This is a genomic window from Thiomicrospira aerophila AL3, assembly GCF_000227665.2.
In the GTDB taxonomy this organism is placed as follows: domain Bacteria; phylum Pseudomonadota; class Gammaproteobacteria; order Thiomicrospirales; family Thiomicrospiraceae; genus Thiomicrospira; species Thiomicrospira aerophila.
The window spans coordinates 700,628-723,077 of record NZ_CP007030.1; the positions used below are offsets into that span (position 1 = coordinate 700,628).

Annotated in this window: 23 protein-coding genes; 16 read left to right on the forward strand and 7 right to left on the reverse strand. The window is 45.9% G+C overall.

All coding sequences use genetic code 11. The features are described from left to right. Positions 1–9 precede the first annotated feature (9 nt). Positions 10–837 (reverse strand): 2,3,4,5-tetrahydropyridine-2,6-dicarboxylate N-succinyltransferase, encoded by an 828-nt coding sequence (gene dapD / locus THIAE_RS03245; RefSeq protein ID WP_006459292.1) that lies wholly within the window; start codon positions 835–837, stop codon positions 10–12. A 95-nt stretch (positions 838–932) separates the two neighbouring features. Here dapD and THIAE_RS03250 point away from each other — a divergent pair, with 95 nt between their 5' ends. The 8 genes from THIAE_RS03250 (at position 933) to THIAE_RS03285 (ending at position 6,858) form a co-directional block, all read left to right on the forward strand. Further along, positions 933–1,298, forward strand: coding sequence for a VOC family protein (locus tag THIAE_RS03250; protein ID WP_006459291.1), 366 nt, complete (start codon positions 933–935; stop codon positions 1,296–1,298). Positions 1,299–1,385: 87 nt separating this feature from the next. After that, a complete protein-coding gene (locus tag THIAE_RS03255; RefSeq protein ID WP_006459290.1) occupies positions 1,386–1,919 on the forward strand; it encodes a hypothetical protein in 534 nt (177 codons plus the stop codon). A gap of 35 nt (positions 1,920–1,954) precedes the next feature. Then, positions 1,955–3,301 carry a 30S ribosomal protein S12 methylthiotransferase RimO gene (rimO, locus tag THIAE_RS03260; RefSeq protein WP_006459289.1) on the forward strand — a complete coding sequence of 449 codons (1,347 nt, stop codon included), beginning with the start codon at positions 1,955–1,957 and terminating at the stop codon, positions 3,299–3,301. Between the two features lie 66 nt (positions 3,302–3,367). After that, positions 3,368–3,835, forward strand: a complete 468-nt coding sequence (locus THIAE_RS03265) for a hypothetical protein (protein ID WP_006459288.1) — start codon at positions 3,368–3,370, stop codon at positions 3,833–3,835. Between the two features lie 26 nt (positions 3,836–3,861). Beyond that, on the forward strand, positions 3,862–4,380 hold the full coding sequence (locus THIAE_RS03270) for a DNA-deoxyinosine glycosylase (protein WP_006459287.1): 519 nt from the start codon (positions 3,862–3,864) through the stop codon (positions 4,378–4,380). Between the two features lie 32 nt (positions 4,381–4,412). Next, positions 4,413–5,843, forward strand: coding sequence for a prephenate-dependent tRNA uridine(34) hydroxylase TrhP (trhP, locus tag THIAE_RS03275; RefSeq protein ID WP_006459286.1), 1,431 nt, complete (start codon positions 4,413–4,415; stop codon positions 5,841–5,843). Between the two features lie 50 nt (positions 5,844–5,893). Further along, the gene (locus tag THIAE_RS03280; protein ID WP_006459285.1) at positions 5,894–6,151 is read left to right on the forward strand and encodes a YfhL family 4Fe-4S dicluster ferredoxin; all 258 of its coding nucleotides are present in this window, start codon (positions 5,894–5,896) and stop codon (positions 6,149–6,151) included. Between the two features lie 23 nt (positions 6,152–6,174). Next, positions 6,175–6,858: a glutathione S-transferase family protein gene (locus tag THIAE_RS03285; protein ID WP_006459284.1), complete on the forward strand. Its 684-nt coding sequence runs from the start codon at positions 6,175–6,177 to the stop codon at positions 6,856–6,858. An 18-nt stretch (positions 6,859–6,876) separates the two neighbouring features. Here the strand turns inward: THIAE_RS03285 and hflD are convergent, their stop codons facing one another. Genes hflD through THIAE_RS03300 form a run of 3 tightly spaced genes read right to left on the reverse strand, consistent with a single transcriptional unit; the run spans position 6,877 to position 9,342 of the window. After that, positions 6,877–7,554, reverse strand: coding sequence for a high frequency lysogenization protein HflD (hflD, locus tag THIAE_RS03290; protein ID WP_006459283.1), 678 nt, complete (start codon positions 7,552–7,554; stop codon positions 6,877–6,879). Positions 7,555–7,579: 25 nt separating this feature from the next. Then, positions 7,580–8,740, reverse strand: coding sequence for a tRNA 2-thiouridine(34) synthase MnmA (gene mnmA, locus THIAE_RS03295; RefSeq protein ID WP_006459282.1), 1,161 nt, complete (start codon positions 8,738–8,740; stop codon positions 7,580–7,582). A 32-nt stretch (positions 8,741–8,772) separates the two neighbouring features. Then, entirely contained in the window at positions 8,773–9,342 is a 570-nt protein-coding gene (locus THIAE_RS03300; protein ID WP_006459281.1) for an rRNA large subunit pseudouridine synthase E, read from the reverse strand. 72 nt (positions 9,343–9,414) lie between these two features. On the opposite strand from THIAE_RS03300, the gene THIAE_RS03305 reads away from it, so the two are divergent. The 3 genes from THIAE_RS03305 to clpA are packed head-to-tail and all read left to right on the forward strand — an operon-like array spanning position 9,415 to position 12,809. Beyond that, entirely contained in the window at positions 9,415–10,167 is a 753-nt protein-coding gene (locus THIAE_RS03305) for a DnaJ domain-containing protein (protein ID WP_006459280.1), read from the forward strand. A gap of 46 nt (positions 10,168–10,213) precedes the next feature. After that, complete coding sequence (gene clpS, locus THIAE_RS03310; protein WP_006459279.1) at positions 10,214–10,510, forward strand: ATP-dependent Clp protease adapter ClpS; 297 nt, start codon at positions 10,214–10,216, stop codon at positions 10,508–10,510. Positions 10,511–10,538: 28 nt separating this feature from the next. Beyond that, on the forward strand, positions 10,539–12,809 hold the full coding sequence (gene clpA / locus THIAE_RS03315) for an ATP-dependent Clp protease ATP-binding subunit ClpA (RefSeq protein ID WP_006459278.1): 2,271 nt from the start codon (positions 10,539–10,541) through the stop codon (positions 12,807–12,809). A gap of 78 nt (positions 12,810–12,887) precedes the next feature. Here clpA and THIAE_RS03320 read toward each other — a convergent pair whose 3' ends face one another. Further along, positions 12,888–13,523: a rhodanese-like domain-containing protein gene (locus tag THIAE_RS03320; protein ID WP_006459277.1), complete on the reverse strand. Its 636-nt coding sequence runs from the start codon at positions 13,521–13,523 to the stop codon at positions 12,888–12,890. A gap of 131 nt (positions 13,524–13,654) precedes the next feature. After that, complete coding sequence (locus THIAE_RS03325; RefSeq protein WP_239232392.1) at positions 13,655–14,548, reverse strand: 1-aminocyclopropane-1-carboxylate deaminase/D-cysteine desulfhydrase; 894 nt, start codon at positions 14,546–14,548, stop codon at positions 13,655–13,657. Positions 14,549–14,626: 78 nt separating this feature from the next. On the opposite strand from THIAE_RS03325, the gene THIAE_RS03330 reads away from it, so the two are divergent. Continuing rightward, positions 14,627–17,035, forward strand: a complete 2,409-nt coding sequence (locus THIAE_RS03330) for a Lon protease family protein (RefSeq protein WP_006459275.1) — start codon at positions 14,627–14,629, stop codon at positions 17,033–17,035. Positions 17,036–17,065: 30 nt separating this feature from the next. Here THIAE_RS03330 and THIAE_RS03335 read toward each other — a convergent pair whose 3' ends face one another. After that, entirely contained in the window at positions 17,066–17,614 is a 549-nt protein-coding gene (locus THIAE_RS03335; RefSeq protein ID WP_025299287.1) for a DUF2062 domain-containing protein, read from the reverse strand. Between THIAE_RS03335 and THIAE_RS03340 the strand changes: the two genes are divergently transcribed. The 4 genes from THIAE_RS03340 to THIAE_RS03355 all read left to right on the forward strand — a co-directional run bounded on the left by THIAE_RS03340 (position 17,613) and on the right by THIAE_RS03355 (position 22,447). Continuing rightward, positions 17,613–20,075: a DNA internalization-related competence protein ComEC/Rec2 gene (locus THIAE_RS03340; RefSeq protein ID WP_006459273.1), complete on the forward strand. Its 2,463-nt coding sequence runs from the start codon at positions 17,613–17,615 to the stop codon at positions 20,073–20,075. The two genes, THIAE_RS03335 and THIAE_RS03340, sit on opposite strands and share 2 nt — an antisense overlap. 98 nt (positions 20,076–20,173) lie before the next feature. After that, positions 20,174–20,524 (forward strand): P-II family nitrogen regulator, encoded by a 351-nt coding sequence (locus tag THIAE_RS03345; protein WP_006459272.1) that lies wholly within the window; start codon positions 20,174–20,176, stop codon positions 20,522–20,524. Next, complete coding sequence (locus THIAE_RS03350) at positions 20,524–20,931, forward strand: CBS domain-containing protein (RefSeq protein ID WP_006459271.1); 408 nt, start codon at positions 20,524–20,526, stop codon at positions 20,929–20,931. The genes THIAE_RS03345 and THIAE_RS03350 overlap by 1 nt, the downstream gene beginning before the upstream one ends. A 7-nt stretch (positions 20,932–20,938) precedes the next feature. After that, entirely contained in the window at positions 20,939–22,447 is a 1,509-nt protein-coding gene (locus tag THIAE_RS03355; protein WP_006459270.1) for a DUF1538 domain-containing protein, read from the forward strand. The last annotated feature ends 3 nt before the right edge of the window (positions 22,448–22,450 follow it).

Below are 22,450 nucleotides of genomic sequence, written 5' to 3' on the forward strand. Positions count from 1 at the left end.
CTTTGCGAATTAAATATCGCGTAAAAGTTCGTTAATGCCCACTTTCCCAAGGGTTTTGGCATCGACTTTTTTTACAATAACGGCGCAATATAAGCTGTATTTACCGTCTTTTGATGGCAAGTTGCCTGATACCACAACTGACCCAGCTGGAACGCGGCCATAGTGAATTTCACCGGTTTCGCGATCATAAATACGCGTGGATTGACCAATATAGACGCCCATTGAAATTACCGAGCCTTCTTCAACGATGACCCCTTCAACGACTTCAGAACGCGCGCCGATGAAGCAGTTGTCTTCAATAATGGTCGGAGCGGCTTGTAATGGCTCTAACACACCACCGATACCTACACCGCCAGATAAATGGACGTTTTTACCAATTTGCGCACATGAGCCGACGGTTACCCAGGTATCAACCATCGTACCTGAGTCAACGTAGGCGCCGATATTGACATAGGAAGGCATTAAGACGGTGCTGGGCGCAATATACGAACCACGGCGAGCCATGGCGGGTGGCACCACGCGAACACCGGCGGCTTCAAAGTCAGCTTGTGAGTAATCAGCAAATTTTGAAGGGACTTTGTCAAAATAACGTGTCTCTGATGAGTTCATCAGTACATTGTCTTCAGTACGGAAAGAGAGGAGTACTGCTTTTTTTAACCATTCATTAACGGTCCATTGACCTACGCCTTGACGTTCAGCGACACGCATTTTGCCTGAGTCTAATAAATGCAGGGTTTCTTGAATCGCACGTTTAGTTTCGGCATCGACGTTTTTAGGCGTAATTTCGGCACGACGCTCAAACGCCGCTTCAATGATTTGCTGTAATTGGTTAGACATAACAATCCCTAGTTAGCGAGAAATTAAAAGAAACTTAATTCGATATTGTAACATTGAACCCAAAAAACCGAAAAGCATAATCACAGGAGCGGGCTATGATCACGGGAATTCATCATGTTAGTTTAATTGTTAGCGATGCAGAGCGAGCTCTGGCTTTCTATCAGTCGGTGTTGGGTTTGGCGCAAGTACCACGACCGGAATTAGGTTTTCCAGGTTATTGGTTGGATCTTGGAGCGGGGCAGACTTTACACCTGCTGGAAGTAGCCGATCCTTATCAAGGGGTTCAGCGTCCTGTACACCCAGGTCGAGACCGGCATCTAGCCTTGGGTGTTGAGGATATCGCTGACGCAAAGGCGCGATTAGATAAATTTAATGTTGTTTACAAACTCAGCCTATCAGGTCGTGCAGCGGTGTTCTTTAGGGATCCAGATTTTAATGTGATTGAACTGGCTCAAGTTTGAGTGAGTAGAAACTGTATATTTACGCATAAATTTTTATAAATAAGTAATTTTATGGAGGTATTATTCTTGTTCAATAAGGAGGTGAATATGGCAAATGTTAATTTAATTATTTCTCATCACGATTTGTTAGTGGCGCAGGCTTTGGCGCATTTAACCACTAAAATGACCCAAGAGTATTATGTTCAAATTGCCGCTGATACGGAATGGGTTAACAATACTTTGTTTGCAAGAGCTGGTTTTCCGTTGTTGGCGCCCTTGGATGAAAAAGCTGAGTGGTTTGTGTTGGCCGATTTAGCATCAATGCTTGCAATTCCACCTCATTCATCTCGACAGCAAAGTTCAAAGCTAGGTTTAGCGCTTTATCACATAAAGTCCCCTCATATAACTGAGGGATGTTTGCATGCAGCTGGGTTTAATTGGTTGGGTGATATCAGTTACGACCAATCAGCCGAGCAATTTATTAAGAGCTTTGAGCAATTTACCTTGTCACGACTTTACTTCAAAGAATGTCCTAAATTACAAAATTATCCTGGAGCTTGTAGGTTAATTTTTGGAGGGCCGCAACAGGTTACAGAATCCTGTGCCCAGTGCGCCAATTTTAATCAAGATGAGTTACAATAAGCGCCAATTTTATCATTTAAAAATAGAGCATTTTCATGACGATAGCATTACCCGTCCGCACCCCTAAAGTGGGAGTTGTTAGTTTAGGTTGTCCGAAAGCGACTGTCGATTCAGAGCGTATTTTGACCCAGTTACGCAGTGAAGGCTATGAGCTTACAAGTTCTTATGAAGGCGCGGATACCGTTATCGTTAATACTTGTGGCTTTATTGATTCGGCGGTACAAGAATCACTTGATGCTATTGGTGAGGCGCTGCGAGAAAACGGTAAGGTTATTGTGACAGGTTGCTTGGGTGCGCGTGATGAAGAAGTGCTTAAACATTATCCTCAGGTACTGTCAGTATCGGGTCCACAGGCGTATGAGACAGTACTTAATGCGGTGCATGATGTTGTAGCCCCACCCGAGCATAATCCGTTTGTCGATTTAGTGCCGCCGCAAGGCATAAAACTAACGCCGCGCCACTATGCCTATTTAAAAATTTCTGAAGGGTGTAATCACACCTGTTCGTTTTGCATTATCCCTTCGATGCGTGGCAAGTTGGTGAGTCGGCCGGTTGAGGAGGTGTTGGATGAAGCCAAGCGCCTTGTTGAAGCAGGCGTACAGGAATTGTTAGTTATCTCGCAAGATACCTCTGCTTACGGTGTCGATGTAAAACACAAGCTTGCTTTTTGGAATGGTCAGCCAGTTAAAACCTCGATGACAGGCCTGGTAAAAGCCCTAGGCGATATGGGCGCCTGGGTACGTTTGCATTATGTTTATCCTTATCCTAATGTGGAAGAAGTCATTCCTTTAATGGTTGAAGGCAAGGTTTTGCCTTATCTGGACATGCCGCTGCAACACGCGGACCCGCGGGTGCTTAAAGCGATGCGTCGCCCAGGCAATATTGATCGCCAATTGGAGCGAATTCAACAATGGCGCGAGCAGGTGCCAGATTTAACCCTACGTTCAACCTTTATTGTCGGCTTCCCTGGCGAAACTGAGGAAGAATTCCAGCGTTTATTGGACTTTTTAGCGGCGGCGCAGTTAGATCGCGTTGGCTGTTTCCAGTATTCGCCGGTTGAGGGCGCGGCTGCGAACGAGATTGCCGAGCAGGTGCCGGATGAGGTTAAGCAAGATCGTTATGACCGTTTTATGCAAACCCAGCAAGCGATTAGTGCGCAAAAAATGCAGGCTAAAATTGGTCGCGTTTACGAAGTTTTAGTTGATGAAGTGGATGAGGAGGGCGCCATTGCGCGTTCTCAGGCCGATGCACCCGATATTGATGGTATGGTATTTATCCCTGATGGTCATGAGTTATCACCGGGTGATCGTCTTAAAGTAAGGATTTTTGCTGCAGATGAATATGATCTGTGGGGTGAACAGGTTGACCTGGATGCTAAATAGCTTTAGGCTTCTTGGTTTAGTATTTATATACCCATAGTTTATATTTATCCCATTAAGGAGTGAGTCGTGAAATCAGGTCTTATTAAAGTTGTTGGCTTGTGTGCGTTATTAGTTTTATCCCCTTTTGCTAAGGCACAAACGCTTAATACTGTTCAGTTTGAAGACCAGCATGGTACGCCCATTGCGCTGAATGAAAGCGTTACTTGGATGATTTTTAGTCATCACAACGATGGAGCTAAGTTAGTTAAAGAAGCGATAGACCGTGCCGGTTTGACTGATTTTGCACAATATAATGGCTTATATGTGGCGGATATTTCGCGGATGCCTGCACTCGTGACGCGTTTATTTGCGATGCCTGCGATGCGTAAATATGAGTTTACTATGGCGTTAGATCGTGACGGTGATTTAACTCAGGGCTTACCACGCGAAGCTGAACAGGTCACCTTAGTGAAGTTAGATAATCTCAATGTGGTTGAACAAAGCTATGTTAGTTCAGTGGACGAGATTCTTGCCTTCATTAATGCTAACCGTTAATCACACTCATTAGCGCGCATGAATCTATGCACTGTCATAGTTTAGCGCCCGTTTTGCCCAAACCCGCTGCCATGCGGGTTTTGATTTTAGGGTCTATGCCAGGTGAAGCTTCGCTGCAGGCGCAGGCCTACTATGCTCACCCACGCAATCAGTTCTGGCCCATTTTGGCGCAATGCTTGGGGGTAGCCAATTGGCCTGACCATTTACCAGCGCGTTATCAATATCTAGCTGAACAGGGTATCGGTTTGTGGGATGTGATTGCTCAATGTCAGCGCCAGGGTAGTTTAGATAGCGCAATAAAAGCCGATAGTATCAGCCTTAATCCCATATTGTTGTTACTTGAGCAACAGCCTAACTGCCAGCTTATTGTGTGTAATGGTCAAAAAGCCGGCCAGCTATTTAAACGTTATCTCGCTGCGTCGCTTATTGAAAACTTTCCCAACATCGAATGGTGTGTGATGCCTTCAACCAGTCCTGCCTATGCTGCGCTAAGTTTTGTTGACAAATACCAGGCCTGGCAAGACAAACTGATTAATTTCCGATAAAATAGGTCGGGAATTTTGAGGGGACTCCACACATGTTTAAATCTGAACTTTTATCACCCGCTGGCACCATGAAAAACATGGAATATGCCTTTGCCTATGGTGCCGATGCTGTTTATGCCGGTCAGCCGCGATATAGCTTGCGCGTGCGTAATAATGAGTTCGATCACGATAACCTAGCTAAAGGCATTGCGCGCGCGCATGAACTGGGTAAAAAGTTTTATGTGGTCACCAACATTGCTGCCCACAATTCTAAGTTAAAAACCTTTTTGAAAGACATCGAGCCGGTGATCAATATGAAACCGGATGCGTTGATTATGTCAGACCCCGGCATGATCATGATGGTGCGTGAGCACTTCCCTCAGCAAGAAATTCATCTATCGGTACAGTCCAATGCGGTCAATTGGGCTACCGTTAAGTTCTGGCACCAGATGGGCATTACTCGTGTGGTATTGTCGCGTGAGTTGTCGGTGCAAGAAATTGCGGAGATACGCGAGCAAGTGCCTGAGATGGAGCTAGAGGTGTTCGTGCATGGCGCTTTGTGTATTGCCTACTCGGGGCGCTGTTTGTTATCGGGTTACATCAATAAACGTGACGCGAATCAAGGTACCTGTACTAACGCCTGTCGCTGGAATTACAATACCTATGAAGGCAAGGAAAATGCGGCGGGTGACGTGGTTGGCGTCGAGCGGATTACCGATTTAACTGGGACGACTGACCGTCCTGCGCCCAGTGTTAATAGTTTAGACAAACCCGAACCGACCTTGGGTGTCGGTGAGACCACGGATCGAGTGTGGTTGCTTGAAGAGCAGGGCCGTCCAGGAGAATTGATGCCCGCCTTTGAAGATGAACATGGCACCTACATTATGAACTCAAAAGATTTGCGGGCCGTTGAGTTGATCCCAGACTTGGTGAAGATGGGGGTGCACTCCCTTAAAATTGAAGGCCGCACTAAATCTCATTACTATGTGGCGCGTACTGCACAGGTCTATCGTAAAGCCATTGATGATGCAGCGGCCGGCAAACCGTTTGATCCAGATTTATTATTACAACTTGATGGTTTAGCCAGTCGTGGCTATACCGAAGGGTTTTTGCGTCGTCATGTGCATTCAGAATACCAAAACTATGACTATGGTGTATCTAAGTCAGAATATCAGCGTTTTGTCGGTGAAGTTATTGCGTCAACAGATGAATGGCTGACTATTGACGTAAAAAACAAATTCTGTGTTGGTGATTCAATTGAAATTATGACACCTGCTGGCAATATGACTATGGTGCTGGATCAGCTGCTCGATAAACACGATCATCCGATTGATGCGGCGTTAGGTTCTGGTTGGACTGCTAAAATTCCGAATCCGTTTAAAGGACTGGCGCCAGAAGTGCTGGCGTTTGGCTTATTAATGCGTAACGAAAGCTGGGGCGGCGATCCGGTGCGTGACCAAGCCGCTGTTGTGGCATCGGCATAAGGATTAGCTAGTCTTAGCTCATGCTAAGTGGTGATTGAGGGCAGGAATCGATGGCATTAAAAATTTTATCCGGTTGCATTAACTGCGATATGTGTGAGCCAGAGTGTCCCAATCAAGCGATCTCGATGGGCGAGAAGATTTATGAAATCAATCCTGACTTGTGTACCGAGTGCGTAGGGTTTTATGATAAGCCCACCTGTATTAGTGTTTGTCCAATCGATGTGATTATTACCGATCCAGCGCATATAGAATCGAAAGAATCCCTGTTAGAAAAATTTAAGCATTTGGTCAATACTGATCGAATTTGATACATCTAAACGAGGTGCTAGCTATGACAACTCCTGCGATCCCTAAACTTAAATTAATCAGCTTTAAGCTTTGTCCTTATGTGCAACGTACCGTGATTACCTTGCTCACTAAAAACGTGCCTTATGAAATTGATTACATTGACTTAAATAACCCACCCGCCTGGTTTAAAGCGCTTTCCCCCCTAGGCAAGGTGCCGGTCATGCAGGTTAATGACGATCAAGTGCTATTTGAATCGTCGGTTATTCAAGAATATGTTGATGAAATTACCCCACCCAGTTTGCATCCGGTTGATCCGTTGGTTAAGGCCAAAAACCGCGCGTGGATTGCGTTTGGGGGCGAGCTAATGGGTATGAATGGCTTGCATGGCATTGTTCATGAACAAGATCAGCAGGCCTGCGACCAGATTATTGCCTCGATTCGTGGTTTACTTGAGCGCTTGGAGCAGGTGCATTCGGGTGAGCGCTTTTTTAATGGCGCGACATTTAATTTGATTGATGCCGCTTATGCGCCGATGTTAATGCGTTTTGAGTTGCTAAAAAGCCATTGTGATTTAGATGTGCTTGAAGGGCTGCCTAAGTTGCAGGCCTGGCAGCGTGAACTGATGACACTAGATGCGGTACAGAACTCAGTGGTACCTGAATTACCGCAACTTTATCGCGGCATGATTAGTCACTATGACGGCGTGATGGCGAAGCGTTTAAAATAACGGTCTAACCTTACCAGCTTAATGACGGCGAAATAAACTTTCGCCGCCTTGTCGATCGTTTATAGGTCGATACATTGATTGCGCAATCCGTAAAATCTTCTTACGACTCCATAACAATTTCCAGCGACTGCCGCCACATTGCCGCCATAAAATTGCCGAGCGAATGCCTGCTAGTAACAATGCTCGGATTTTATTGGCATTATGGGTGTTTTGAAGGTGACCATGCTGTCCTTTAACCATGATGCGCGGCGAAAGTTCGCTGACATTTTTGGCATAGACGTTAGCCAATGATGCAATGACATTTTCATGAAAATCATCAAATAATAAGCGTTGTTTTTCGGCTTGGCTTAAACCCTGCGCGATTGAGCCTAATACCCCGTCGGCTTGATGAACACTGCGTTCCAAGGTAATCAGATTAATAGCATAACGGGTGATTTCTAAGTTGCGGAGTTCTTCTGTGCTACTGCTACCCATTTGCGCAAGCAGGGTTGAAACGCCTACCTGCAAGTTAGCAATGTCCCCGCCATAAACATCAAGAGTGTTATCAGGGTTCATAATAAATAACGAGTTGATTGCCGTTTTAAAGGCAAGGTCATCGTGTTTGCCGGTGGTGGCGATGTCATACACACATTTGGCTACTTGATAAATACCTAGTAGGGCTTGAGTGCGGTCTTGTTCAGTGTAATAGTCGGCCATGAAAACTCTACCTTTTGTGTTTAATTTATATGCGTGCGTTTAAATCTAGACGCAGTGCTTGCCAGCTATCATGGCGTGCGTTGATAACACCCCCGCCTAAGCATAGCTCACCATCATAAAGCACGATCGATTGCCCTGGAGTGATGGCTTTTTGGGGTTGATCAAACTCTACAATAATCTGTGCTTTGTTTATGTCGTTAGATTGAATATCACGAATCCAGCAGGCCTGCTCTTGTTGGCGATAGCGAATTTTAGCGGTGAGCGGTCTATTTAAGGCTGGCGCTTCACCGGATACCCAATCTAAATCTTGCGCCGATAGGGCGCGGTGATACAAGCTAGGTTGTTGATCACCCTGTGCGACAATCAGTTGATTGGTTGCCAAGTTTTTGTCTACCACAAACCAGGGTTCACCGGACTCGCCGTGACCACCACCAATCCCTAAACCTTTACGCTGGCCGAGCGTGTAATACATTAAACCTTCATGCTGACCGACCTTGTCACCTTGCTCGTTAACAATATCACCCGGCTGGGCCGGTAAGTAGCGTTGTAAAAAGTCTTTGAATTTGCGTTCACCAATAAAACAGATGCCGGTGCTATCTTTTTTGTTGTGAACCACCAGGCCTGCTGCCTCGGCTAATCGACGTACCTCGGGTTTAGGTAAATGACCAATTGGAAACAGGGTGTGAGAAAGCGCAAACTGCTGTAAAGTATATAAAAAATAACTTTGATCTTTGTTGGAGTCTAAGCCTTTTAACAGTTGGTAATCGCCCTGTGCGGATGGTTGCACGCGCGCATAGTGGCCGGTCGCAATCTTATCGGCGCCCAATGCCAGCGCATGATCTAAAAAGGCCTTAAATTTGATTTCTTTATTACATAAGATATCGGGATTCGGCGTCCGTCCAGCTTGATATTCGGTTAAAAAGTGTTCAAACACATGTTGCCAGTACTCTTGGGCAAAGTTTTCAACATGCAGGGGAATATCAAGGCGCTCGCATACCGCAAAGACATCTTGTAAGTCTGCCGCGGCAGGGCAGTAATCATCGCTATCATCACCTTCCCAGTTTTTCATAAACAGGCCTTCAACCTGATAGCCTTGCTGTTTAAGTAACCAAGCGGTGACTGACGAATCAACGCCACCGGATAGACCGACAATCACTTTAATGGTTTGGTTAGCTGGGTTAAACATAGATACCTAATCGTTTTATATAAATACGGGCATTATTTTAACAGATTCAGTAGGGGTGCAAACTGCCATTCACCGGGGGCTAAATTGTCTAGCTTGTATGGCCCTATTTGATAGCGAATCAGACGTAGAGTGGGAAGGTCGACCGCTGCGGTCATGCGTCTTACTTGCCGATTACGCCCTTCGCTAATCGTTATACTGAGCCAAGCAGTGGGAATGGTTTTGCGTTCACGAATCGGTGGGTTACGTGGCCAGAGTTCTTCAGGTTCAGGTATTAAGATGACGTTTGCCGGTAGGGTTGGGCCATCTTTTAGCGTCACGCCCTTGCGTAATGCGTTCAGCGCCTCTTCAGTGGGCAATCCCTCTACTTGCACCCAATAGGTTTTAGGCAGTTTAAACTTCGGGTGGCTGATTTTATGTTGTAAGCGACCATCATTAGTCAAAAGCATTAAGCCCTCACTATCACGATCAAGGCGTCCGGCAGCATAGTAACCCGGTTGATCAATAAAATCTGCTAAGGTCGCGCGTCCTTGTTCATCGGTGAACTGACATAGGACATCATAGGGTTTATTAAAGAGTAGGATGTGCTTGCTTGGTGTTGGCATTTTTATTGCTTAGATTGCTTCAATTAAACAAATTATAACGCATCCTTAACGCTAATTAAGGCAGGAATCCATATGCTGGCACAACAATTTGATCTCACTAAAGACTATTTTGCCGTGTTAGGCGTGCCTTTTGAGGCATGTGATAAAACAATCAAAGCAGCGTATCGCAAAATGGCACGACGCTTTCATCCCGATGTGTGTGTGCAAGAAGATGCGAAAACACGCTTCCAGGAAGTCGCTGAAGCTTATGAAGTATTATCTCGTCATAAGCAAGCGTATACGCGAGCTCGAGGTCAGCATCAGTCGCGCACGAGTCAAAGTCAGCATGACACTTTTTACCGTGCTCACTCTTGGCAAGCTGGCAAAACACCGCTAAGAGGGCGAGATCGGGTCATGACCTATCCTTTAACCCTGCGTTATGCTATTCGATTACTTCACCAAGGTTATTTTTATTTGCCGGGTATTAAGATTAAGATGAAGTTTAATCGTGATGCTTTTGAAGGCAAAACTTTCCGTATTCCCGGCAAAGGCTATCCTGGTCTGTATGGTGGGGCATCAGGCGATTATTTGGTTAAGTTCAAAATTAGCCAAGAAAGCCTGAGTTGGCGCCTAGAGGGTGCTGATTTATATGGTGAGATCAAAGTACCTGCTAGCTTATTGGTGCCCGGCAAAAAAATTCAGTTTGAATCACCGGTCGGTCGATTAAGTCTAGTGGTTCCACAAAATTATCAACAAGGTAAGTTGGTAAGATTGCAGAATAAAGGCTTGCCATGTGATGAGCGTGGATTGTCAGGTCATTTATATGCTAAGTTAGTTGCTGCCTAACGGCAGTTACACTTTACACTTCTTTTAAAACACTGAACATTCATTTATGACTGATGCTGTTGTATTAAGTCCTGCTAAGCAGGCTGTAAAACCGCCCAAGCGTTATAAGGTGATTTTACTTAATGATGATTTTACGCCGATGGACTTTGTCGTCGATTTGTTGATGAAATTCTTTCGAATGGATTATGATAAAGCTATGCAGGTGATGCTAGCGATACATCATCAAGGTAAAGGGGTCTGCGGGATTTATACGCGAGAGATAGCCGAAACCAAGTGTTATCAAGTTAATCGCTATGCCCGTGATCATCAACATCCTTTACTGTGTCAAATCGAAGCAGAATAGCCCACTTTTTAACACGGAAGATGACACTATGTTAAGCAAACCCGTTCAAATGTCACTTAGTAACGCCTTTAGCGTTGCGCAAGAATACGAGCATGAATTTGTGACGCTTGAGCATCTATTGCTTGAGTTGCTCAATCTTCCTGATGTTCAGGAACTCCTTAATGCCTGCGGCGCGCATATAGACAAGATAGAGCTTGATTTAGAACGCTATCTTGAGACCGAGCCCAAGCAACCTCAATCCAGTCAAGCACTTGAAATTCATCCGACTATGTCCTTTCAACGGGTGATTGAGCGGGCGATTTATATGGTGCAGTCAAATGGTCACAGTGAAGTACTGGGCGTGCATCTTATTGCGTCTATGTATGCTGAACCTGATTCCCATGCGATTTACATCCTTGAATCGAATGGAGTTGAGCGTGTAGATGTGAAAAGCTATTTAGCCCACGGCGTAATTACTGATGAATCACAACAAGATTTAAATCATGATTTGCAGCAACAAGCTGATCAAGAAGACGATGAATCAAATGAGTCGGCTATTACTAATTTTGCGTTGAACCTCAATAAACACGCACTCGAAGGACGCATGGATCCGATGATCGGTCGTCAGTGGGAACTGGATCGTACCCTAGAAATTCTGAGTCGTCGCCGTAAAAATAATCCATTGCTGGTAGGTGAGCCGGGTGTCGGTAAAACCTCGATTGCCGAAGGTTTAGCCTATAAAATTGTTCATGGTGAGGTGCCTGAATCCTTAAGTGATGCGGTGGTGTTTAGTTTGGATATGGGAGCCTTGTTAGCCGGCACCCGTTATCGCGGTGATTTTGAAAAACGCTTCAAATCCCTACTTAATGAATTAGCTCGTCAGCCTCATGCTATTTTATTTATTGATGAGATTCATACCATTATTGGTGCAGGAGCAGTGCAAGGTGGGGCAATGGATGCATCCAACCTTATGAAACCGGCGCTAGCTAATGGCCAGCTTCGCTGTATTGGTGCAACGACCTATGAGGAGTATCGTGGTATTTTTGAAAAAGATCGTGCATTGGCACGACGTTTCCAAAAAGTTGAGGTGCGTGAACCGACTGTACCTGAAACCATTCAAATTTTGAAAGGCTTGAAAGAACAGTTTGAATCTCATCACGACGTGAAATATACCCAGCCCGCGCTAAAAGCGGCGGCTGAACTCGCCGAGCGATATATTACGGACCGTCATTTGCCTGACAAGGCGATTGATGTGATTGATGAGGCCGGGGCGAAACAACGCTTAATGCCACCGAGTCGTCGTCGCAAACAAATCGGTGTTCCTGAAATTCAACAGGTCGTGGCTAATATTGCGCGTATTCCGATTGCCAGTATTACTCAAAAAGAACGCGATACTTTGTTTGATTTAGAGTCACATTTAAAACGAGTAGTATTTGGTCAAGACCATGCGGTCAGCCAAGTGGTCGCGGCGATAAAATTAGCCCGTTCAGGTTTAGCTCACCCTGATAAACCAAGCGGCTCTTTTTTGTTTGCCGGTCCTACCGGGGTGGGTAAAACAGAATTGACTCAGCAACTGGCCAAGCATTTGGGAGTGGAGTTGGTTCGTTTTGATATGTCGGAATATATGGAGCGTCATACGGTGTCACGTTTAATTGGTGCACCGCCAGGCTATGTGGGGTTCGATCAAGGCGGCTTGTTGACTGAAGCGGTAAATCGCCAACCCCATTCAGTGGTGTTGTTAGATGAAATTGAAAAGGCGCACCCTGATGTATTTAACCTGTTGTTGCAGGTGATGGATCACGGCACCTTGACCGACAATAACGGGCGTAAGGTTGATTTTCGAAATGTGGTGCTGATTATGACCTCGAATGTTGGGGCCGAGATGATGTCGCGTTCCAGTATTGGCTTTACTGAACAAGACCACAGTCATGATTTTGAGTCAGAGCTGAAAAAAATGTTTAAGCCCGAATTCCGCAACCGTTTAGATGCGGTGATTCAGTTTAATCGATTAAGTGAAGCTTCAATGGGCTCAGTGGTGAATAAGTTTATTTTTGCCCTTGAACAAACCTTATCTGAGAAGAAGGTGTCGTTGGTTTTAGATAATGATGCTCGCGACTGGTTGGCAAAAAAAGGTTTTGACCCATTGATGGGCGCGCGACCTATGGCTCGTCTTATTCAACAACAGGTTAAACAGCCGTTGGCTGAGTTGCTCTTGTTTGGTGATTTACAACAGGGTGGGGCGGTTAGAATTAAGCTTGATAAGGCGAGCGATAGTTTAAGTTTAGAAGCCGAATCGGCGAAGCAATTAGCGGATGCCTAATCTTGGCATGACGTGATAAAAAACCCAGCATTTGCTGGGTTTTTTATTTGGACTAAACAAACTAAACGAAGCGTCTGCTTATTCGTAAGTTACACCGTATTTTTTGAAATAGACAATTTCAGGGTCAATGTCGTAGGTCCATGGCATGCCAGAGTTTTTCCAGCCGTCAATCAAACGAAAGCCTTTTTTGTCGCCTTCACGAACCACGCCACCTTCAAAACCACCTAGCAGTAGGTAAACATTTTTGTAACCGTACTGGTCTAAAATGCGCGCCATCGGGGCAGCACGCTCTGATGCAGAACGACACATAATAATAAATTTGCTATTTTGGTCGGCTCCTAAGTCCATCAAGCGTTCTTCAAATTCACCAATCCAGTTTGGATGTGGCACAGGCATATAACGTGGCATATTTTGCACGGTGTCCATTTGCGAGTAATCAAACATCACTGAAGGCAGCATGATTTTAGCCAAGGGCGAATAGCCAACAAACATCCATTCTTCCGGTGTACGTACATCCACTAAGAAGGCATTATCATCAGAGTTAATCATCTCATAAGCTTGTTCAGGTGAAATATATAAACCCTGTGGAATTTGGTGTGATTCACGTTCTGGCGCAGGCGCTGGCGAGTTAGGCAATGCATTGGCCATTAGGTTAGCGGATGTGATCATACCGGCAGATAATAGCAGGCCTGCTAAGGCGTTTTTAAGTTTCATTGTGCGAATCCTTATAGGTAAAGCGATTAAAAGTAATTAAAAAACAACTGCTTGCAATGTTTTTTATATTGCTTAAAAGTATAAGCATTTGCTTATATCTAGTCAAGGTTTTTCAACCTCAGACCTAGCACCTAGTTCGAACCAGCTGCACGACCTTGTAACCCACCACTATGGTAGAGAATGATCTTGCTGTATTCGGGGAAGCAGGCCTGCTGAAGCAGTGTATCAAAAGCATGGATCAGTTTCGCGGTGTAAATTGGGTCGAGCTGCAGTTGATGCGCTTGTTCAAAAAGCTGCTGGGTGGCGATAATGTCAGGCGTGGTTTTGCCATAACCGCCACCATGAAACGCAACCTTGCCAGCCTGACTTAATAGCTGCCAATTAGTCTGCTGCTGGCCAATCCAAGCGGCAATTTGGGGCATTAAATAATCCGCTTGTTTTAAACTCGCAATGCCCCATATCTGTTTCTCCGGTGCGGCTTTAGCCAGGCCTGCTAGGGTCGCACCGGTGCCCACTGCACAGAGTAGATGCGTCCAATCGGGGCATTGCTGATTAATTTGTTGGATTACATCGCGCATCGCGCTTACGGCTAACGCATTACTGCCGCCTTCTGGAATGCAATAATAATCAGGGTATTGGCTTTGTAGCTGCGCTAACCAATCGGCATCATGACGGCAGCGGTATTGCTGGCGACTCACAAATTTAAACGCCATGCCTAGTTGCGCGGCGTGGATCAGTGTAGTTGACCATGCTTGGTGCTGCGCCAGTTCATCACCGCGAATAATGCCAACTGATTTCATGTTGCAGGCCGCAGCCGCCGCGGCTGTCGCAGCAATATGGTTAGAATAGGCGCCTCCGAAAGTCAGCAGGCCTGCAAAGCCGGCTTGTTGTGCTGCGAGAATATTGTGGCGCAATTTATGCCATTTATTGCCCTGAATGAGCGGGTGATTAAGATCATCACGCTTAATCCAGGCCTGCTGGTGCGGACCTAAGCTCGACCAGGTCACCGGTTGCAAGGGCGTCATGCGGGGCTGAGTCAAAACTTGTTTGAGACTGAAAGGGGTTTGATACAATACGCACCTATTTATTGAGTGGACATTCGCATGCAAAAACTTCGTGTAGACCAACTATACCGCCAAACCCAGATTGATACCGATGCTTTTGAAAAAAATGAAACCGGTGCTGAAGCGTTTATGCAACGTTTTCATCCGCGCGCTTATCAATCGCTCAACTTTGGTTTGCACTTAAAGCGTAATCATAATCATATTTTTATTATGGGGGAACCTGGCGTGGGGCGCATTGGCATGACCAAAGCCTTGCTCAATAAAGCGGCGGCCGCTAAACCTATGCCCGATGATGTGGTCTTGGTGGCGGATTTAAAAGAGCCGCCTAAAACCCGTTATCTGTATTTTCCGGCTGGCCAAGGCCATGAATTTAAAGTCGCTATTGAGCAATTTATAGCCCAGCTAAAACATCAATTGCCGCTCGTGTTTGATGGTCATGGCTACCAATTGCGCTCGCAACAATTAGAGCGAAAAATGGCGGCGGAACAAGAAGAAGTACTCCGTCCGGCTTTTGAATTGGCTGAGCAACTCAGCATCGATATTTTACAGACCGAAAACAACTTTGTGTTGCATGCGATTGTTGATGGCAAAAAAATGCGTTTGGCTGAGTTGAAGTCTTTGCCTGCAGAAGATCAAGCACGCTATACCGAAGCCTTAGACTTGGTGGAGGCGCAATTAAATGAAGGGTTAACCCGCTTTCCGACCATTCAGCACGAATTTATGGAAGAGGGCAAAAAACTCAATACCCAGGTGGCTGAAGAGCAGGTCACCCCACTGATTAAAAAGCTAAAAAGCCGTTTTGAAAATGAAGTCGTTGGGCAGTATTTAGATGATTTGGCCCAAGCGGTATTGGCTAAATTACACCTATTTTGGGATCAAAGTGCCGATCAAGTGACGACCTCGAATAATGGTGGTTCAGGTGGCGGATCGGCTTCGCCCTTGGAAGAATTGATGCTCGATCAACAGGGTTTGAGCCAGTTTGGCGTTAACCTATTGGTTGATCATCGGGGTTTGGAGCACGCCCCGGTTATTTACGAGCAAAATGCGAGTTTGCCCAAGTTGTTTGGTTATGCCATTCAATCTGGTCATCAGGGTTTGGGGGGCGATACCTTAGGCTTGGCGATGAATCATCAAGCAGGCCTGCTGCAAAAAGCCAATGGCGGCTTTTTAATGTTGAGTATGCAATCGATCTTAAAAGATCCTGAAATTTGGTCGAGTTTAAAAGCCGCGTTGATGTCGCGTCAACTGAGTTTTGATGTGCCATCAACCAATAGTGTGGTGCCTTATCACTTACCAGATTTTCCGCTTAATGTCACTTTAGTGCTGCTAGGCCAAGCAGCGCATTTCTATGCACTGCAGGAAATTGATGCCCAATTTAGCCGTTTGTTTAAAGTGCAGGTGGAGTTTGAAGTTGAGCTAGACCGTACCCCAGAGCATGAGTTGGCGTTGGTGCAACAACTTGCTAGTGAAGTGGCTAACTGGGATGATTTGCCGGTTGAGCTGTCAGCTTACGAGCGCTTAACCGAGTATGCGTCACGTTTAGCCGAAGATAAAAACCGACTTTACACCAATAAAGCCATTTTGCGTGATGTACTGGCGGAAGCCAATGCATTTGCGCGTGCTAAAGGGGCGTCGCAGGTCACGCGTGATACAGTCGAGGCCACTATTGCGCAGCGTGAATTTCACACTGGTTTGATGGAAGATTATTATCATCGCGCGATTATTGAACAACAGGTATTAATTTCTTTAACCGGTGAGCATATTGGGCAAGTCAACGGTCTGACCGTGATGACAGTCGGTCGTCAGTCTTTTGGTCAGCCAGTGCGCATTACCGCGCAAGCGTCTGCGGGTGATGAAGGCGTTGTGGATATTGAACGCGAAATTGAAATGGCCGGGCCGATTCACTCTAAAGGTATGTTGATTTTATCTGGCTATGTACGTGGTCGTTATATGCGTTATCGTGCGCTCGGCTTTAGTGCGTCGATTGTGATTGAGCAAACCTACGATGGTATTGAGGGTGATAGTGCATCGTCACCGGAACTCTATGCACTGTTATCAGCGATTGCGCAAGTACCTATGCGTCAAGACCTAGCCGTGACCGGCTCGGTCAATCAGTTTGGTGAAATTCAGCCAGTCGGTGGCATTAATGAAAAAATTGAAGGCTTTTTTAAGGTTTGCAAAGCGCGCGGATTAACCGGTCAGCAAGGGGTAGTGATTCCACAAGCCAATGTGCGTCATTTAATGTTAAATGCGGAAGTGCGTGATGCGGTTGATCAGGGCGTGTTTCATATTTACGCCATTGAACATGTTGACGAAGGGCTGGCTTTACTGAGCAATCTTGAGGTTGGGGAGCTAAACGAGGAAGGTCACTATCCTAGCCATAGCTTTAACGGACACTTACTGCAAGCATTAGAACGGATGAATGAAAAGCCAAGCGACAGTGATTAACGCAAACGCGGTTAAGGGTGAGTTTTAGACTTAACCGCGTGGCTTTTTGTAACCGGTTTGTTCTTCCCGTCTGCGCTGTCTTGAGCGCCAACTTAATCGCACTTGTAATTGCCAGCCCAGCTGTACCAGTAAGTAACCCAATGTTCCAGCACTGACTCCAACCACCAGGCTACCCAGCATTAAAGGTTGCCAGATCGCGACAAAGGTGTGGCCTATCCAGGCCCAACTCATTTCAAAGGCTAAATTTTCTTTGGCCGCTTCGCCCAAAAGCACCGACCCTAACCAATAATTAAAATACCAAATGGGTCCCATCGTGATAGGATTACTTATCCATACCAGTAAAATACTTAGTGTTAAGTTGGCTTTAAGGCCAATGGCGCTGATGGCGGCGACCAGCATTTGCCAAGGCATGGGCATGGCTGCCCAGAAAGGCCCAATAAAAAAAGCTTTGGCGACAGAGCTGCGGTTTAGGTGCCAAAGATTGGGCTCTTGTACCCAATGCGCAATCCGTGCCAAGCCTGGCTTTTCAAGTAGTTTACCTGGATGAGGTGTCCATTTTTTAAAGAGTTTTTTTGCCATGTTTGTTTGGTTTGCCTTCGGCTGGATCGCCGTCACCCTATGGTTATTTCAACTGCCACAGTTGCCATCACCGGTCATTTTTGTGGTTTTTTTAGCGTTGGGTATTTTAGCACAGAGTTTTAATTGGCAACGCCTAGGCCAAGGGTTAATTGGGCTGGCTTTAGGAGGGCTGGCATTGGTGTTGGTGGAGCGTTGGACAGCGCCTTTGCCGTTAACAGCGGTGTCTGATCAAGCGATGATTGCGGGACAGCTGGTCAGTCTAGTCACCGAGCAATCGCGTTTTGGGCGTAGCCAGCAGCAAGCGGTGTTTGCGGTGCGTCAGCTTGAAGAGATAAATGGCGCAATGCAAGTGCGCTATAGACTACGGCCACGCTATGTCCAATTAAGTTGTTGGGATTGCCCCAATTTACGGCCAAATCATATTTATCGTTTGCAGGTGCAATTGCAGCCAATGCGGGGTTTAAGTAACCCGGGTGGGTTTGACTATGAAACTTGGGTTAAACAGCAAAATCTAGCGGCACGTGCTAGGGTGCGCATGGATGTGACAGCCTGGCAGGACGGCCAGTGGGATCTAGGTGCAAGCTGGGGTTGGCATCGCTACCGTGATGACTTAGCTCAGCGGATGCGCAAGCACTGGGGAGAAACGGAGTTTGCCGGGATTTATTCTGGGTTGCTGTTAGCGGATCGGGGTGCGATTAGTGAAGCGCAGTGGCAGGTGATGCGCGCAACTGGCACGATTCATTTGATGGCGATATCCGGTTTGCATCTGGCACTGGTGGCTGGCATGGGCTATGCACTGGGGGCAATCATCTGGTGGTTCGGTGTGAGACTGCTAGGTTGGTGGCATAGCTGGCCACGGGTCTGGATAGCGGTGCCGGTAGGTTTGGTGTTCGCAACCGTCTATGCTGTTTTAGCGGGTTTTACCCTGCCAACGCAACGTGCTTGGTTGATGGTGTTAGTGGTGTTGGTGTTTTTGTTATTGCGGCGTAAACGTCAACCCTGGCCATTATTGTTATTAGCAGCCTGGCTTATTGTGCTCTGGCAGCCGGCGAGTGTACTAGCACCTGGGTTTTGGTTGTCATTTTTAGCGGTGGCGATTATTTTTTTATGGCTTGGCTTACCTCGAAAACCGCGTCAAGCGGCTGCTCATCATCCTATTGCGCATAGTCTTTACCAGGCCTGGTCAATACAATGGCTTATTTCATTGGGTCTAATCCCGGGTTTGTGGTGGTTTTATCAGGCATTTCCTACCTACAGTGTGCTGGCTAATTTGGTTGCGGTGCCGTTTGTCAGTTTTATAGGTTTGCCATTAGTGTTGCTGACCGCGACCTTGGCAGAACTCGGTGAGTTATTGAGTTGCTGTAATGCGGGGTTGGGATGGCTGTTAAGGCTATTAATTCGACTGGCTGATAGTCTTTGGTTGGTACTATGGTGGGCTTTGGAAACAGTGGCGGCCTGGCCGCATAGTGAAGTATGGCTGCCACCGCCAAGTTTGTGGCAGGTGGTGGTGCTCTATAGCGTGATGTTTTTGTGGGTCGCCGGTCAGCAGCATGCCTGGTGGTGGCGAGCACGCTGGATACTAACCGGCTTAGTGCTTGTTTTGGTGACCTTAGTTAGTGGGTTTAATTATAAAAATGGCCTTATCAAACAAGAGACCCTTCGGCTGGGTGAGGCACGGGTAACCATTTTAGATGTGGGGCAGGGTCAAGCGGTTGTAATCGATACTCGCAACCACCGGCTTATCTATGATGTTGGCCCGCGTTTTGGGCCCCATAGTGATGCCGGCGAAAGAGTGATTGTGCCTTTTTTAAAACAACGGCCTGTTAAAGATAGTCAGGGTTTAATTATTAGCCATGCGGATTTGGATCATGCCGGAGGGCTGGCCTCCTTGCGTCGTGAGCAAACATTTACTTTGCGTTTAACTGGTGAACCAGCGCGCTTGGCTGAGCAATATCAACAGGATGACTTTGCGTTATGCCAAGTTGGACAACAGTGGATTTGGGATGAGGTGCAGTTTGCGATTTTGGCACCGGGTCATTTTCCAGTATTAGATCATAATGACGCCTCTTGTGTGTTACGCGTTCAGGCGGGTGAACAGGTTATGTTGATTACCGGTGATTTGGGGCGAGCACATGAACGCGCTTTAGTCCGTTATCATGGTGAAGAGGGGGTCAAAGCAGATATTCTGGTGGCGGGACATCATGGTTCACGTCATTCATCTGATCCGCAATTTTTAGCAGCTGTCTCACCAGAATGGATTATTTTTAGTGCCGGTTTTCGAAATCGATTTGGAATGCCGCACCCAGATGTGCTGGCGCGGACCGAGCGTTACACCCAAGCTAAGCCACTGAATACAGCTTGCAGTGGTGCGATAGAATTTACCCTAAACCAAGCAGGTCTAACCCCGCAGTTGTGGCGTGAAAAGACTAAACGCTGGTACCATATTCCTTGTGATGCATGACAAAAATTCCATTTTAGCCTGTTAATTTTAGTTAAAAGCTATAGAATCAATAGGTCAAATTAATAACCTTACATCAAAATCCTATTAAGAGGTGAAGCATGAAATTTGTGGCGTTGGTGGTGATTACCTCAGCTGAGTGTGAGTCAGAAGTTAAAGCGCTTGCAAAAGAGGCAGGTGCGGTTGGTGCAACAATTATTGATGCTAAAGGTAGTGGTATTGAAGAAAAAAAATCGTTTTTTTCTTTAACCTTTGAGGGCAATCAATCAGTGTTGCTGTATGTTTTGGAAGCAGGTTTAGGCAGAAAAGTATTGCGGGCTTTAAAGCAATATTTTGATAACCCTGAAAACGATGGATTAGCTTTTACTACACCCATGAACTTTATTGTTGGGCTTGATAAAAAGTTATTACATAAGTTTGAAACAAACATTGAACAAGAGGAGCGTTTGTAATGTCTGCAAAAAAAGTTTTGGTTAAAGATGTCATGAAAACCAATGTGGTGACCATCAAACCCTATGCCACAATTAAAGAAGCTATGCAGTTAATGAAAAAACACCATCTTAAATCTTTGGTGGTTGAAAAGTCTTCGCCGAGTGATGCCTATGGCATTATCACCAACTCGCATGTTTTGAAACCTATCTTGGTTCAAGAAGGGGATATAGAACTATTAAATGTATTTGATGTCTATAACAAACCTGCGTTTTCGGTTTCGTCGGAAATAGATGTGAAATATGCGGCCAAACTTATGTTGGATTTGAATGTTAAGCGTGTCATTGTAAGTGATAATAATGATTTAAAAGGGGTTTTGAGTGTCACCGATTTAAGTGACTATTTATTAGCGATGGTCGAAGAAGCCTAGTGTTGTTATGAACGAAATTCTAAAACAACTACAACACGCACTGTTGGAGTCTGCCCGCAATATCTTGCCAATTTTGATCATTATTATTGGTTTTCAATTGCTGGTTTTTCAAACTGTACCGGATAACTTTATATCCATTGCTATAGGCTTTGCGATAGTTGTTATTGGCGTGGCGTTTTTCCTGGTCGGTTTAGAGGTCGGGGTGTTTCCGTTAGGGAACTCCCTGTCTAACGAGTTTCTGCAAAAACGCTCGGTGGTGCTGTTTGTATTATTTGGCTTTGCGATAGGTTTTTCTGCCTCGATTGCCGAACCGGCGATTATCGCGGTCGCGCTGCAAGCTGAAGAAATCACCCAGGGGGCGATTGATGCCTTTACCCTGCGGTTAATTATTGCGTCATCGGTCGGGGCGATTACCGCCTTTGGTATTTTGCGTGCCTTGTTTGGCTGGTCTGTGTCGAAGATCATTATTACGGGTTACATTATCGTATTGGTCATTACCGCCTTTACCCCGAAAGAAATTATCGGCTTGGCCTATGACTCCGGCGGGGTGGCAACCAATGTTGCCACGGTTCCACTGATTGTCGCCATCGGTATAGGTATTGCCTCGTCGATTCGTGGCCGCAGTGTGTTGCGGGATGGGTTTGGCTTTGTTGCGCTGGCTGCGATCACACCGATGATCAGTATTCAGCTCTATGGTATTTTCGCGCTGGGCGATGACTTGAGCATGCTGGGTGTCGGTTATGAAAAACCGATTGAAGAGGCCTATACACTGGCAGACTTTGCGCCTATGGCGATTCTAGCGGGCATTTTCGATACCTTCTTAAATATCTTGCCGATATTGGCAACGATTTTTATTTTCCAGTTTTTGGTATTACGTAAGCGTTTGCCGAATTTGCCGCGTGTGGTGATCGGCTTTGTATTCTTGGTAATCGGGCTTTATGGCTTTATTCTAGGGATCAAACTGGGCTTATTCCCAATCGGTGAATCCATTGCCGGCAGTCTGGTAGATATGAACAGTGTGTTCTTTATTCTGTTGTTTGCGTTTTTGGTGGGCTTTGGCACCACTATGGCCGAACCGGCTTTGGTGGCAGTGATTAAACAAGCGGATAAATATTCGGAACTGAGCTTAAACGTCACCTTGATTCGTATCTTGGTTGCGGTGGGCGTTGGTTTTGGAATTTTGCTCGGCACCTATAAAATTGTCCACGGCATGGATATCTGGTTGCTGATTACCTTGCTCTATGCGTTTGTGGTAGTTTTGGTGTTTTTTGCACCAAAAGAAATGCACGCCTTTGCGTTTGATTTGGGCGGGGTGACTACCTCAGAAATTACAGTCCCTTTAGTTACCGCTTTTGGTATCTATTTGGCAACAAATATTGAAGGACGTAATATCCTAATGGATGGTTTTGGTTTGATTGCGTTTGCCTCGGTATTCCCAATGATTACGGTATTGGGTTACAGCATTATTGCGCAAAAAATGACAAAACGCCGCTTGCGAACGCCTTCAAAATCTTAGTTA